Annotated in this window: 12 protein-coding genes; 5 read left to right on the top strand and 7 right to left on the bottom strand. The window is 72.3% G+C overall.

Going from position 1 to position 12,294, the window contains the following annotated elements:
• The first annotated feature begins 112 nt into the window (after positions 1-112).
• Entirely contained in the window at positions 113-979 is an 867-nt protein-coding gene (locus ACFY2K_RS43075; RefSeq protein WP_360238721.1) for a helix-turn-helix transcriptional regulator, read from the top strand.
• A 90-nt stretch (positions 980-1,069) separates the two neighbouring features.
• Here ACFY2K_RS43075 and ACFY2K_RS43070 read toward each other — a convergent pair whose 3' ends face one another.
• Positions 1,070-1,675, bottom strand: coding sequence for a TetR/AcrR family transcriptional regulator (locus ACFY2K_RS43070; RefSeq protein ID WP_387718531.1), 606 nt, complete (start codon positions 1,673-1,675; stop codon positions 1,070-1,072).
• 231 nt (positions 1,676-1,906) lie between these two features.
• Positions 1,907-3,421: an MFS transporter gene (locus ACFY2K_RS43065; protein WP_380589636.1), complete on the bottom strand. Its 1,515-nt coding sequence runs from the start codon at positions 3,419-3,421 to the stop codon at positions 1,907-1,909.
• A gap of 87 nt (positions 3,422-3,508) precedes the next feature.
• Here ACFY2K_RS43065 and ACFY2K_RS43060 point away from each other — a divergent pair, with 87 nt between their 5' ends.
• Positions 3,509-3,958 carry a MarR family winged helix-turn-helix transcriptional regulator gene (locus ACFY2K_RS43060; protein ID WP_380522642.1) on the top strand — a complete coding sequence of 150 codons (450 nt, stop codon included), beginning with the start codon at positions 3,509-3,511 and terminating at the stop codon, positions 3,956-3,958.
• A gap of 63 nt (positions 3,959-4,021) precedes the next feature.
• On the opposite strand, the gene ACFY2K_RS43055 is transcribed toward ACFY2K_RS43060, so the two are convergent.
• The 5 genes from ACFY2K_RS43055 to ACFY2K_RS43035 form a co-directional block, all read right to left on the bottom strand.
• Entirely contained in the window at positions 4,022-4,969 is a 948-nt protein-coding gene (locus ACFY2K_RS43055) for a M56 family metallopeptidase (protein ID WP_375895948.1), read from the bottom strand.
• Positions 4,970-5,140: 171 nt separating this feature from the next.
• Positions 5,141-5,707 carry a DUF5134 domain-containing protein gene (locus ACFY2K_RS43050; protein WP_380522643.1) on the bottom strand — a complete coding sequence of 189 codons (567 nt, stop codon included), beginning with the start codon at positions 5,705-5,707 and terminating at the stop codon, positions 5,141-5,143.
• A gap of 156 nt (positions 5,708-5,863) precedes the next feature.
• The gene (locus tag ACFY2K_RS43045) at positions 5,864-6,622 is read right to left on the bottom strand and encodes an amino acid ABC transporter ATP-binding protein (RefSeq protein WP_387718526.1); all 759 of its coding nucleotides are present in this window, start codon (positions 6,620-6,622) and stop codon (positions 5,864-5,866) included.
• Complete coding sequence (locus ACFY2K_RS43040; RefSeq protein ID WP_380522644.1) at positions 6,619-7,545, bottom strand: amino acid ABC transporter permease; 927 nt, start codon at positions 7,543-7,545, stop codon at positions 6,619-6,621. Before ACFY2K_RS43040 ends, ACFY2K_RS43045 begins: the two co-directional genes overlap by 4 nt.
• Positions 7,542-8,435 (bottom strand): ABC transporter substrate-binding protein, encoded by an 894-nt coding sequence (locus ACFY2K_RS43035; protein ID WP_380522646.1) that lies wholly within the window; start codon positions 8,433-8,435, stop codon positions 7,542-7,544. Before ACFY2K_RS43035 ends, ACFY2K_RS43040 begins: the two co-directional genes overlap by 4 nt.
• A gap of 498 nt (positions 8,436-8,933) precedes the next feature.
• On the opposite strand from ACFY2K_RS43035, the gene ACFY2K_RS43030 reads away from it, so the two are divergent.
• The 3 genes from ACFY2K_RS43030 to ACFY2K_RS43020 are packed head-to-tail and all read left to right on the top strand — an operon-like array spanning position 8,934 to position 12,162.
• Positions 8,934-10,334 (top strand): DUF6421 family protein, encoded by a 1,401-nt coding sequence (locus ACFY2K_RS43030; RefSeq protein WP_375895962.1) that lies wholly within the window; start codon positions 8,934-8,936, stop codon positions 10,332-10,334.
• Positions 10,331-11,089: an SDR family NAD(P)-dependent oxidoreductase gene (locus ACFY2K_RS43025; RefSeq protein ID WP_375895965.1), complete on the top strand. Its 759-nt coding sequence runs from the start codon at positions 10,331-10,333 to the stop codon at positions 11,087-11,089. The genes ACFY2K_RS43030 and ACFY2K_RS43025 overlap by 4 nt, the downstream gene beginning before the upstream one ends.
• Positions 11,086-12,162 (top strand): threonine aldolase family protein, encoded by a 1,077-nt coding sequence (locus ACFY2K_RS43020; protein WP_387718534.1) that lies wholly within the window; start codon positions 11,086-11,088, stop codon positions 12,160-12,162. Before ACFY2K_RS43025 ends, ACFY2K_RS43020 begins: the two co-directional genes overlap by 4 nt.
• Positions 12,163-12,294 lie beyond the last annotated feature (132 nt).

Genomic DNA, 12,294 nt, shown 5'->3' with positions numbered 1-12,294 from the left:
ATGTCGCAATCCACACCGAGCCAGAAGGCCCTCACTCATTTCAAGATCACCCAGCCGTGAACCCCGTCACCAACCTCCGTGGTCAGTACACCTAGGTGGAGGTTTCGACCGCATGACCACAGTTCAGCCGGGCGGCGGCTCGATGGTCCGCCGGATCCTCCTCGGCTCGCAGTTGCGGCGCCTGCGAGAGGCGCGCGGCATCACCCGAGAGGACGCGGGCTACGCGATCCGCGCGTCCGAATCCAAGATCAGTCGCATGGAGCTCGGCCGGGTCAGCTTCAAGGAGCGCGACGTCGCCGACCTGCTGAGTCTCTACGGCGTCGACGACGGCCTGGAGCGGGAGGCCCTGCTCGGCCTGGTCCGCGAGGCCAACAAGTCCGGCTGGTGGCACAGCTTCAACGACGTGCTGCCGGGCTGGTTCCAGACCTACGTCGGCCTGGAGGAGGCCGCCCAGCTGATCCGCACCTACGAGGTGCAGTTCATCCCCGGACTGTTGCAGTCCGAGGAGTACGCACGGGCGGTTTTCGGCCAGAGTCGGCCGGTCATCAGCGAGGAGGAGGTCGAGCGCCGGGTCAGTCTCCGGCTGCGCCGCCAGAAGCTGCTGACCGAGGGCGCCAGTCCGCGCCTGTGGGCGGTCATCGACGAGGCGGCGCTGCGCCGGCCGGTCGGCGGGCCCAAGGTGATGCGCGGCCAGGTCCAGTACCTGATCGACGTCGCCGAGCAGGCCAACGTGGTCATCCAGGTCATGCCGTTCCGCTTCGGCGCGCACGCGGGCGAGTCCGGGGCGTTCACGATCCTGCGCTTCCCGGAGCAGGACCTCGCGGACGTGGTCTACCTGGAGCAGCTCACCAGCGCGCTCTACCTGGACAAGCGGGACGACGTCGACGCGTACGTCCAGGTCATGGAGCGGCTCTGCGTGGACAGCCTCACGCCGGAGCGCACCATAGACCTGCTCTCCTCGATCCTCAAGGAACGCTGAGCAACTCCTGGGCGGGGGACGGGAGATCCTCCCGCTCCCGCCCGGGAGGCGGCTCGTCCGCACGGCAGCCCGAGTCGGCCGCAGGCCCCGTCAACCGCGGGCCCGCGGCCGTTCGCGTTCCGGCGGCAGCGGCTGCGGCGGGCGGCCCAGTTCCCAGGGCAGGTCGTAGCGGCGGAACAGGTCGGCCCGGATCGGCGCCAGCGGGATCTCCGCGCCCGGCAGCAGCACCCCGATGCAGCCGCCCATCAGCGCACTGCGCAGCACCGCGTGTTCGGCGACCGGGTCCGGTGCGCCCCAGTCGACGAGCAGGCCCTGGAGGATCGCGCCGAGCTGCTGCTGCTCCGGATCCTGGACGAAGGCGCCGGTGTCCGGATCGAGGATGAGCGCCAGGTGCGAGCGCATCACCCGGGGGTGGTCCAGGGCCAGGGCGAGGACGGCGTCTATCGCGCGGGCCAGCCGTCCGGCGGGGGTGGCGTCCGGCGCCAGCTCGGCCAGGGCGCCGGAGAGCGACTGGTGCATCAGCCGGTGCGTCGCGGCCTGCATCAGCAGTCGTTTGCCGTCGAAGTAGTACGAGAGCAGACCGCGGGCGAGGCCGGCCCGTTCGGCGATGTCGGTCAGCGTGGTGCCCGCGTAACCGTGCTGGTCAACCAGTTCGACGGTGGCGCGCATGATGCGTCGGCGGGAGCGTTGCCGCATCTCCTCGTTGACCGAATCCCCGCGAGGTGCCATCGTGTCTGCTCCGAACGTTCGTTGACTCCGGGCCAATATACTTGCGGAGCCGCAGTCGCGCCGTGGAACCGTGCGTCCTCACGCGGGCGCCGCCCGGGCGGCCGGTACAGAGACGGCCGGCTCCACCAACACGGGGGTTTGGTGGAGCCGGCACCAGTGCCCGACGGCCGGGAGGCCGTTCGGGGCGGAGCCAGTGGGTCAGCGCTCGGTCAGGACTTCGGTCCGGGCCACGGACGGCGCGGCGGACGGGTAATCATAATCGGGCACCGGAGCGGGAGTTGCCCGGCGGCGTCGGTCCACCAGGGCGCCGGTCGCGGCGACGACCAGACCGATCAGCGCGACCGCGGTGACCAGGACCAGCGCCGGCCGGTAGCCGTCCAGCTGGGCCTGCGGGCTGTCGCCGCCCGCGCTCCCGGCCGTGAGCATCGCGGTCACCCCGGCCAGCACCACCGCGGTGCCGACCTGGATCGCGGTGTTCACCAGCCCCGAGGCCAGCCCCTGCTCCTCGTCGGCCACCCCGTCGGTGGCGGCGATGTTCACCGAGGGGAAGGCCAGCGCGAAGCCCACGCCGAGCAGCAGCATCGAGGGCAGCACCAGGACCGGGTACGAGCTGTGCTCGTCCAGGCGCAGGAACAGGGCGAAGGCTCCGGTCAGGGCCAGCAGGCCGATCGGCAGCAGCCGGCCGGTGCCGAAGCGGTCCACGATCGGGCCCATGAACGGGGCCGAGAGCGCGATGAAGGCGCCGGCCGGCAGCAGGCCCAGGGCCATCTCCAGGGCCGACCAGCCGAGCAGGTGCTGGAGGTAGAGCGTGACGACGAACTGGAAGCCGCCGTACGCCCCGGCCATCGCGAAGGCGACGACGTTGGCCCGGGCCACCGAGCCGTTGCGGAAGATGCCGAGCCGGACCAGCGGGTGGGCGGCGCGGCTCTCGGCGAGCAGGAAGGCGGCGGCCAGCGCGGCCACCACGACCAGCGAGCCGAGGGTGCGCAGGCTCAGCCAGCCGGCGCCCTGGGCCTCGGTCACGGTGAAGACCAGCAGGAGCACGGTCGCGGTTCCGGTGATCGCGCCCAGCACGTCGTAGCCGCCCTTGGCGGGCTCCTCGACCGGGCGGGGGAGCAGCCGGACGGCGAACACCAGGGCGAGCAGGGCGACCGGGACGGGCATCAGGAAGGTCCAGCGCCAGCCGACCGAGGTGAGCAGTCCGCTCAGCACCAGGCCGAGCGAGAAGCCGCTGGCGCCGCAGGTGGTGTAGATCGACAGCGCCCGGTTGCGGGCCGGGCCCTCCGCGAAGGTCGTGGTGATGATCGAGAGGCCGGCGGGGGCGGTGAAGGCGGCGCTGACGCCCTTGAGGAAGCGGGCCGCGATCAGCAGGCCGCCGTCGTCGACCAGCCCGCCGACCAGTGAGGCGGCGGCGAAGACGCCGAGGGCGACCAGGAAGACCCGGCGGCGGCCGAGCAGGTCGGCGGCGCGGCCGCCGAGCAGCAGCAGGCCGCCGTAGCCGAGCACGTAGCCGGAGACCACCCACTGCAGGGTGGAGGTGGAGAGGTGCAGTTCGGAGCCGATGGAGGGGAGGGCGACGCCCACCATCGAGACGTCCAGGGCGTCCAGGAACATGGCGGCGCAGAGCACGAGCAGGGTGCCCCAGAGGCGGGGTGTCCAGTTCAACCCGCTGGTTGACGGAGCGTCGGGAGACGTGGCGGTCGCGGTGGTCATGGGGAGGACAGTACATGCACGTGCATTCAATGCAAATGAATTAGATGTGAACGCATAAATTTACGATGCACGTGCTAACCTGGCGGGGTGGCTGAACTCGACCCCCTCGAAGCCTCGGCGGAGGCCGGTCTGATCGCGGAATGGCGCGAGCTGCTGGCCCGGCACGCCTCGACCGTCTGCGCGCTCGACCGTGAGCTCGGCGAGAAGTACGGGCTGGGCATGAGCGAGTTCGAGGTGCTGGAACGCCTGGTGGAGGGCTTGGTGGCCGACGGCCGACAGGCCCTGCGGTCCAGCGAGCTGGGGCCGACCGTCCACCTGAGCCAGAGCGCGCTCTCCCGGCTGATCGCCCGCCTGGAGAAGAGCGGGCTGGTGACCCGGGCGATGTGCGAGAGCGACCGGCGGGGCATCATGATCGCCCTCACTCCGGCCGGGCGGGAGCGCTACGACCAGGCTCGGCCGCTCCACCGGGAGGTGCTCGGACAGACCCTCGGCGGCCGGTTCGCCCCGCTCTGCGGGGAGTCCCGGAACCAGGACTGACGCCACCTCAACTGTGCTGTGCGGTGCTTGTGTTTCATGCCCTGTCGGTTGTCGTCGGCGGTCTCAGAGCAGTGAGTGCAGCCCCGGCGCGGCGGCCAGCAGGACGACCGCGGCGGGCGCGGCCAGCGCGACGGCGGTCAGCCGCAGCCGGTGCGGGACGGAGAGCCGGGGGCGGCCCGCGAGCAGTCGGTCCACCCGCTTCGGGGACTGCGCCAGACCGGGCGGGCAGGAGCCGAACACCCCGCGGTCCAGGTTGAGTTCGGCGAGCGCGAGGGCGGTGGTGTGCCGCCCGTGCCGGCGGGCGGCCCGGTCGTCGGCCGCCAGCTCGACCAGCTCCGCCACCTGGTCGCGGAAGGCCCGGAACACCCGGACGCCGGGGAAGCCGGAGGCGAGCGCCTGGGCGAACTGCTGCAGCCAGTGGTGCCGGGCGCGGACGTGGCCGCGCTCGTGGCTCAGCACGGCCGCCAACTCCCGGTCGGTGAGCTGCTGGAGGGCGCCGGTGGTGACCACCAGGCGGGAGTTCGGGCCGGGCAGCGACCAGGCCTCGGGGCGGACGTTCTCCAGCACCACCAGCCGCTCCCGGCGGCTCCGGGCGGCTTCGATCGCCTCGGGCAACTCCGGCGCCCTGGTCGCCAGTTGGGCGTGCCGACGGGAGCGCAGGGCCTTGGCCGTACGGACCTCGCGGGTGAGCGCCAGCACCGTCTGCAGCGCGCCCGCGGCCAGCACCGCGGCGCACAGCCGCCCCCAGCCCTCGGCGTCCTGGAGGCCGTAGGCGGCCTCCACGCCGTACGGGGCGCCGGAGAACACCCAGGCGCGCAGCGCGGGCTCGGCGGCGGAGGCGGCGAGGACCAGGCCCAGGGCGCAGCACAGCAGGACGGCCACCACGACGCACTGCCACACCAGCAGGGCCAGCACCGGTTCGCGCTCCACCCAGCGGGCCCGGGCCAGCAGCCGGGGCACCACGGTGGCGAGCAGCAGGCCGAGCAGCAGCAGGCCGGTCAGGGCAGTCATCGCATGGGCTCCCCGAGTACGCACGGAGCGCGACAGCGCGCTCCCTGCCAACCTATGCGCTGGCAACGCCCGGTGGAACGGCTTTCGGCGGGCCAGTGACCAACGCCACGCGCCGGTCCCGGGTCGGGCCGCGCTGGGTCGGGCCGCGCTGGGTCGGGCGAGCCGGGAGCGTCACATGGTCAGGAGCATGGCGAACATGCCGATCCCCATGGCCAGTCGGCAGGCCTGCGGCAGGCCGGTGGTACCGACGACGAGGGTCCCGGCCGGGGTGCGCAGCAGCCGGGCGCCGGTCCAGAGCGCGTAGCCGCCGAAGTAGAGCAGCAGGGCGCCGGTCAGCAGGGGCGCTCCGGCGGCAGCGGGGTGGTGGTGGCCGGCGGGGGAGACGGTCATCGCCAGGGCCAGGTACGTCATGGCGAGAGCGCCGACCGCGTGGTGCAGCCGGTGGCCGCGGCCGCGGGGCGTCTGCAGGGCGGCGAGCAGGAAGACGGCCGCCGGGAGCCCGAACAGCACGGCCCAGACGGCGGCCGGGACGGTGGCGCCGGTGACGGCCATCGCCGCCATGCCGAGCCCCATCAGGGCCTCGGCGGCGTCGGACTCCCGGGCGAGCGGCGGGTGGGCGCGGTGCGCGCCGTGGGGCGCGGCGGCACAGGAGGGGTGCCGAAGGCGGGTCAGGCAGGTGGCGCCGGCGGTCGCGGTGAGGAGGGCGAGGAGCCAGTTGACCAGGGTGGGTCCGTGCAACGGCGGCCTCCCGGGGCGCGGACGATCGTCCCGTCCACGATCACCGCTCCGCCCCCGGCGGGGCCAGGGCGCGTACGGGGGCGCACAGTGGTGACCGGCGTGGTGCGATCCACCCGGTGAGACCCACGCCCCCCCGAGCGCCCCCGTACCGGCGGCTCAGCCCTGGAGCCGCCCCGAGGCGACGATCCGCCTGAGGAACTGCCGGGTCCGCTCCTGCTGCGGATCGCCGAACACCTGCTCCGGCGGCCCCTGTTCGAGCACCACCCCGCCGTCCAGGAAGCAGACCTGGTCGGCGACCTCGCGGGCGAACCCCATCTCGTGGGTGGAGAGGACCATCGTCATCCCCTGCTCCTTGAGGTCCCGCACCACCGACAGCACCTCCCCGACCAGCACCGGGTCGAGCGCCGCGGTGATCTCGTCGAGCAGCAGCAGCCGCGGCCCGGCCGCCAGCGCCCGGACGATGGCGACCCGTTGCTGCTGTCCGCCGGAGAGCCGGTCCGGGTACTCCCGGGCCTTGGCCGCCAGCCCGAGCCGGTCCAGCAGCGCGAGCGCCTTCTCCTCGGCCTCCGCCCGTCCGACCCGGTGCACCCGGCGCGGGGCGAGCGTGACGTTCTCCAGCACCGTCATGTGCGGGAACAGGTTGTACGACTGGAACACCACCCCGATCCGGCGCCGCACGGCGTCCTCGTCGGCGCGCGGGTCGGTGATCTCCTCGCCGTCCAGGAAGATCGCGCCGTCGTCGATCCCCTCCAGCAGGTTGACGCACCGCATCAGGGTGGACTTCCCGGAGCCGGACGCCCCGATCAGCGCCGTCACCGAGTGCTCGGGCACCGCGAGGCCGACGTCGCGCAGCACCACCTGGTCGCCGAAGGTCTTGCGCACCGACTCCAGCCGGAGCACCTCCGTCCCGGTCACACCGCACCCCCCTGCAGCTGCCGACGGTTCATCCGCCCGGTCAGCCAGTCGGCGAACCGGGTCAGCGGAACGGTCAGCACGATGAACACCAGCCCCGCCACCAGGTACGGCGTGAAGTTGAAGGAGTGCGCCGCGATGATCTTCGCGGCGTACACCGCGTCGATCGCGCCGCCGATCGAGACCAGCCCGGTGTCCTTCTGGAGGCTCACCAGGTTGTTGAGCAGCGGCGGCACCACCCGCCGTACCGCCTGCGGCAGCACCACGAACCGCATGGCCTGCGCGTTGGTCAGCCCCAGCGAGCGCGCCGCGGCCCGCTGGCTGGGGTGCACCGACTCGATGCCGGAGCGGAACACCTCCGACACGTACGCCGAGTACGTCAGCACCAGCGCGGCCCCGCCGAGCAGCAGCGGATCGGTGGTCACCCCGGTGAGGCGCAGCGCCGGCACCCCGGTGATCATCACCAGCAGGCAGATGATCATCGGCAGCCCGAGGAAGAAGTCCACGTACGCGGTGGCCAGCAGCCGCACCGGCAGGAAGACCGGCCCGCGCAGCGTCCGCAGCACCGCCAGCAGCAGCCCGAAGACCATGATCAGCACCCCGCAGCCGAGCATCAGCTCCAGGTTGAGCCGCAGTCCGCGGAGCACCTCGGGCAGCGCCTGGCGGGCGTAGTCCAGGTTGAAGAAGGTCCGCCGGGTCACCGCCCAGCCGGGGGAGTTGACGACCAGCAGGTAGAGCGCGACGGCCGTCAGCAGGGTCGAGGCGGTGGCGACCAGCGCCGAGCGGCGGGCCCGGGCCCGCCGGTACGCCTCGTGCGCGAGCCGCCGCTCGGACGGGCGGTACCCGTCCTCCCCGGCCGGGGAGGCGGACCCGGCCGCGGCTGCGGCGGTGTCGACCGGCCCGGGCGGGCCCGCCTCCGCGCTCACTTGAGCACCGGCGCCGAGACGGCGTCCGACAGCCACTGCTTCTCCAACCCGGCCAGCGTCCCGTCCGCGCGCAGCGCGTCCACCGCCTGCGACACGCACGGCGTCAGCCGGGAGCCCTTGTCCAGCACCAGCCCGAACTGCTCGGCCTTCGAGGCGGATGCGAACTGCCCCACCACCTGGGCCTCAGGCACCTCGGCGCCGGTGATGTAGAACGCCGTCGGCAGGTCGACGACCAGCGCCTCCACCTGACCGTTCTTCAACGCGGCCTTGGCCAGGTCGTTGGAGTCGAACACGGCCGGCTGGGTGCTCGGCTTGATGGTGTCGGTGATGGTGTCCAGGCTCGTGGTGCCGACCTGGGCGCCCAGCTTGGCGCCCTTGAGGTCGGCGACGCTCTTCGCCCCCGCCGCCTTGGAGCCCTTCAACGCGATGACGGCCTGGCGCACGTCGTAGTAGCCGGAGGAGAAGTCCACCGCCTGCTTGCGCTCGTCACTGATGGACACCTGGTTGATGTCGAAGTCGAAGTCCTTGGCGCCCGGCGCGGTCGCCTTGCCGAACGGCGCGACCACCCAGCCGACCTTGTCCTTCGGGTAGCCCAGCTTCTCCGCCACCGCGTACGCCACGGCCGACTCGAAGCCCTTCCCGTTCTCCGGCTTGTCCTCGGAGAACCAGGGGTCGTACGCCGGCTTGTCGGTGCCGACGGTCAGCTTCCCGACGGTCCGGGTGGCCAGCGCCCCCGGCGCGCAACCCGCGGCCGCGCCCGCGGTGCCCGGGGCGCCGGAGGCGGCGGCCCCGTCGGACTTGGCGTCCTGCGGCGCGCACCCGGAGAGCACGGCGGCGACGACCGCGAGCGCGGCGAGGGGCAGGGCGGTGGACGGCTTGCGGAGGCTCATGGCAGGGCTCCAGGGGAGGACCGGGCGGGACGGGGGGAGGGGCCAGGGGTGCTGCGGGCCGGACCGGGCGGGCCGCTTCCCGGCGGGTCACTTCCCCCGGTGGCGGCGCCGGAACACACACGGCATGGTCGGCGTACGGGCCCGCGTCCGCGGCGCCCCGGGCCGGATCAGCGACAGCGGCGGCAGTGGCAGCGGCTGTGCGGGCGGCGGCAGGGACAACAGGCCTGCTGACGGGAGGGCGCCCGGAACGGGTTGTCATGGCGCTCGGCCACCGTGATCACCTCCGGGAGCATGCGGGGAGGTTCGCATCAGGACGGCACGGCTGTCCAGAACATCCAGGAAACCGTCCACATGCCGGACAACCGGGGCTCCGGCGGAGAATCCGGGGCCGGAGCGGCGGCACACGGGAGGTTTGCCGGTTCGGACCCCCTTGAACGGGAGAACCTTTCGTACTTATGGTGTCCTCGTTGAAATAACTCCTGTCGAAGTGAGTCCACGATGCAGAATCTTTCGCCAAGGCTCGCTGCGGCGGCCGACGCCCCGGCCTCGACCCTCGCCGCTCACCCGGCGTGGCTGCGCCTGAAGGAGGCCGTCGAGACGCTGCGCCCGCTGCAGTCCAAGGACGGCTCCATCGACCTGTCCGCGGTCCAGCGCCACACCGTCGACCCGCTGGTCGCCGACGTCCGGGCGTCCATCGAGGAGCTCGCCCCGCACTTCCCGCACGACGCCGCCTACCTGAAGGCCGTCGACGCGGACCTCGCCAAGTGGGCCGACACCGGCTACCGCGAGCCCGACTTCCTGGACTCGCTGCTCGCCTTCCAGCCCGCCGAGCAGCGTGAGGACGGCCTGGAGCACCTCGTCGTCTTCCCGATGTACACCCAGAACGGCAACCCGGACCGCAACCTGGAAGCCGTCCTGCTGAGCGTGGTCTGGCCCGAGTGGCTGGACGAGCTGGAGCGCACCCGGTTCGACAACCCGATGTTCGTGCCGATCACCTTCACGGACTTCACGGCCGGCTACGACACCAACTCCGCCGTGCTCTTCCCCGAGACGGTCGCCGTGCGCAAGGCGCCGGAGCGCTTCACCTGGGGCGGCATCTTCTGCGACCGCGAGGCCGCCCGCTTCCGCGCCGTCACCACCAGCGCCGTCCAGCAGCTCGGCCTGGAGATCCCGGCCGACGCCGAGGGCCTGCTCGAGGACCAGCAGCGCGCCCAGGAGACCTTCGTGCTGTGGGACCTCGTCCACGACCGCACCCACAGCCACGGCGACCTGCCGTTCGACCCCTTCATGATCAAGCAGCGCAGCCCGTTCTGGATGTACGGCCTGGAGGAGCTCCGCTGCGACCTCACCACCTTCAAGGAGGCGGTGCAGCTGGAGACCGAGGGCAACCCGCACGCCCGCGACGTCCAGTACGCGATCCTCTTCGACCGGCTGTTCCGCTTCCCGGTCAGCGGCGACCGCGTCCGCAACTACGACGGCATGGGCGGCCAGCTGCTCTTCGCGTACCTGCACAAGCACGACGCGCTGCGCTGGCGCGACAACCGCCTCACCATCGACTGGGAGCGCGCCCCGCAGGTCACCAACGCCCTCTGCGCCGACATCGAGACCCTCTACCGCGACGGCATCGACCGGCCCAAGCCGGCCCACTGGATCGCCGCCTACGAGCTGGTCTCCCGCTACCTCACCCCGCACCCGGCCTCCACCTGGGCCAAGGGCCCCGAGGCCCTCCCGCTCGACCTCACCGACGGCAAGGCCCTGAACAAGGCGCTGTGCGACGCCGTGCTCCCGGACGAGTTCCCGCTGAGCATGTTCTACGAGGCCCTGTCCAAGAAGCTCCGCGGCGTCATCGCCGCCACCGCCGGCATCACCGGCGCCGGTATCCAGGGAGTCGCCGCGTGACCACCAACCCCTCCACCAAGCTGGCCGGCAAGGTCATCGCGGTCGCCGGAGCCAGTGGCCCGGCCGGCCAGGCCGTGCTGCGCCGCCTCGCGGCCGAGGGCGCCACCGTGATCGGTGCCGACATCGACCCCCGGCGCCTGGAGTCCGCCCTGGACGCCACCCGGGTCGCGGTGCGCGGAGCGAAGGTGAGCGGTCAGGTGATCGACCTCCTCGACCCGCAGGAGGTCCACGACTGGGCCGACCACCTGGAGGCCGAGCACGGCCACGTCGACGGCGTGTTCCACCTGGTCGGGGGCTGGCGCGGCAGCAAGACCTTCTTCGACAGCCGTCTGGACGACTGGGACTTCCTGCACGACACCGTCGTGCGCACCCTCCAGCACACCTCGCTGGCCTTCCAGCCCGCGCTGGTCCGCAGCTCCGCCGGCCGCTACGCCATGATCTCCGCCGCGGCAGCGCACAAGCCCACCGCGGGCGGCGCCGCCTACGCGGCGGCCAAGGCCGCCACCGAGGCCTGGACCCTCGCGATGGCCGACTCCTTCAAGAAGGAGACCACCTCCCCGGACGGCGAGCCCACCGCCGCGGCTGCGATCCTGGTCATCAAGGCGCTGGTCAGCCCCGAGATGCGGGCCGAGAAGCCGGAGGCCAAGTTCACCGGCTTCACCGACACCGCCGACCTCGCCGGACACCTGGCGGACCTCTGGGACCGCCCCGCAGCAGAACTGAACGGACAGCACCTGTGGCTGACAGCCCGATGACCGACCTCACCCGTACGGACGCGGTACGGCGACACGACCCCGCCGTCCGCGGCTTCGCCAGCGACAACTACGCGGGCGTGCACCCCGAGGTCCTCGCCGCGATCGCCCTCGCCAACGGAGGCCACCAGATCTCCTACGGCGAGGACGACTACACGAACCACCTCCAGGACGTCTTCCGCCGCCACTTCGGCGACAAGGCCGAGGCCTACCCGGTCTTCAACGGCACCGGCGCCAACGTGGTCGCCCTCCAGGCGCTGCTGCCGCGCTGGGGCGCCGTGGTCTGCGCCGACACCGCCCACATCCACGTGGACGAGGGCGGCGCGCCGGAGAAGATGGGCGGCATCAAGCTGCACACCGTCCCCACCCCGGACGGCAAGCTCACCCCCGAGCTGCTCGACCAGCAGGCCTACGGCTTCGGCGACGAGCACCGCGCGCAGCCGCTCGCGGTGTCCATCACCCAGAGCACCGAGCTCGGCACCCTCTACACGGTCGACGAGCTCCGCGCGGTCATCGACCACGCCCACCAGCTCGGCATGCTCGTCCACATGGACGGCTCCCGCCTGGCGAACGCGGCCGACTCGCTCGGCCTGCCGATGCGGGCCTTCTCGACCGACCTGGGCGTCGACGTGCTGTCCTTCGGCGGCACGAAGAACGGCCTGCTGCTCGGTGAGGTCGTGGTGGTGCTCAACCCGGATCGGGTGCGCAACATCAAGTACCTGCGCAAGACCTCGATGCAGCTCGCCTCGAAGATGCGCTTCGTCTCCGTCCAGTTCGAGGCGCTGCTCGCGGGCGACCTCTACCTGCGCAACGCCGGCCACTCCAATGCGATGGCCCGCCGCCTGGACGCCGCGGTCCGGAAGATCGACGGCGTCGAGGTCGTGCGCCCGGTCCAGGCCAACGCGGTGTTCGCGATCCTCCCGCGCGAGGTCAGCGAGCGGCTGCAGAAGCGTTACCGCTTCTACTTCTGGAACGAGCAGACCGGTGAGGTCCGCTGGATGTGCTCCTTCGACACCACGGAGGCCGACATCGACGCCTTCGCGGCGGCCATCGCCGAGGAGATGGGCCGGGCCTGACACCCGGACCTGACAGTGCATCGCCTCCGCCCGGACTCCGGGCGGAGGCGATTTGCATGTGGCGGGTCGGTCCCCGTACAGTTCCGGAGTCGCCGCGGGAGACCGGGGCGACAAAGCGGAAAGTGAATCCGA

Source organism: Kitasatospora sp. NPDC001309, assembly GCF_042896295.1.
Classification (GTDB): domain Bacteria; phylum Actinomycetota; class Actinomycetes; order Streptomycetales; family Streptomycetaceae; genus Kitasatospora.
This window is presented reverse-complemented; position numbering and strand designations above follow the sequence as displayed.

Bases quoted from the DNA above. Each gene is read 5' to 3' on its own strand.
- ACFY2K_RS43075 (WP_360238721.1), top strand. From the start codon at position 113: ATGACCACAGTTCAGCCGGGCGGCGGCTCGATGGTCCGCCGGATCCTC.
- ACFY2K_RS43035 (WP_380522646.1), bottom strand. From the start codon at position 8,435: ATGAGCCTCCGCAAGCCGTCCACCGCCCTGCCCCTCGCCGCGCTCGCG.
- ACFY2K_RS43055 (WP_375895948.1), bottom strand. From the start codon at position 4,969: ATGACTGCCCTGACCGGCCTGCTGCTGCTCGGCCTGCTGCTCGCCACC.
- ACFY2K_RS43065 (WP_380589636.1), bottom strand. From the start codon at position 3,421: ATGACCACCGCGACCGCCACGTCTCCCGACGCTCCGTCAACCAGCGGG.
- ACFY2K_RS43070 (WP_387718531.1), bottom strand. From the start codon at position 1,675: ATGCGGCAACGCTCCCGCCGACGCATCATGCGCGCCACCGTCGAACTG.
- ACFY2K_RS43020 (WP_387718534.1), top strand. From the start codon at position 11,086: ATGACCGACCTCACCCGTACGGACGCGGTACGGCGACACGACCCCGCC.
- ACFY2K_RS43030 (WP_375895962.1), top strand. From the start codon at position 8,934: ATGCAGAATCTTTCGCCAAGGCTCGCTGCGGCGGCCGACGCCCCGGCC.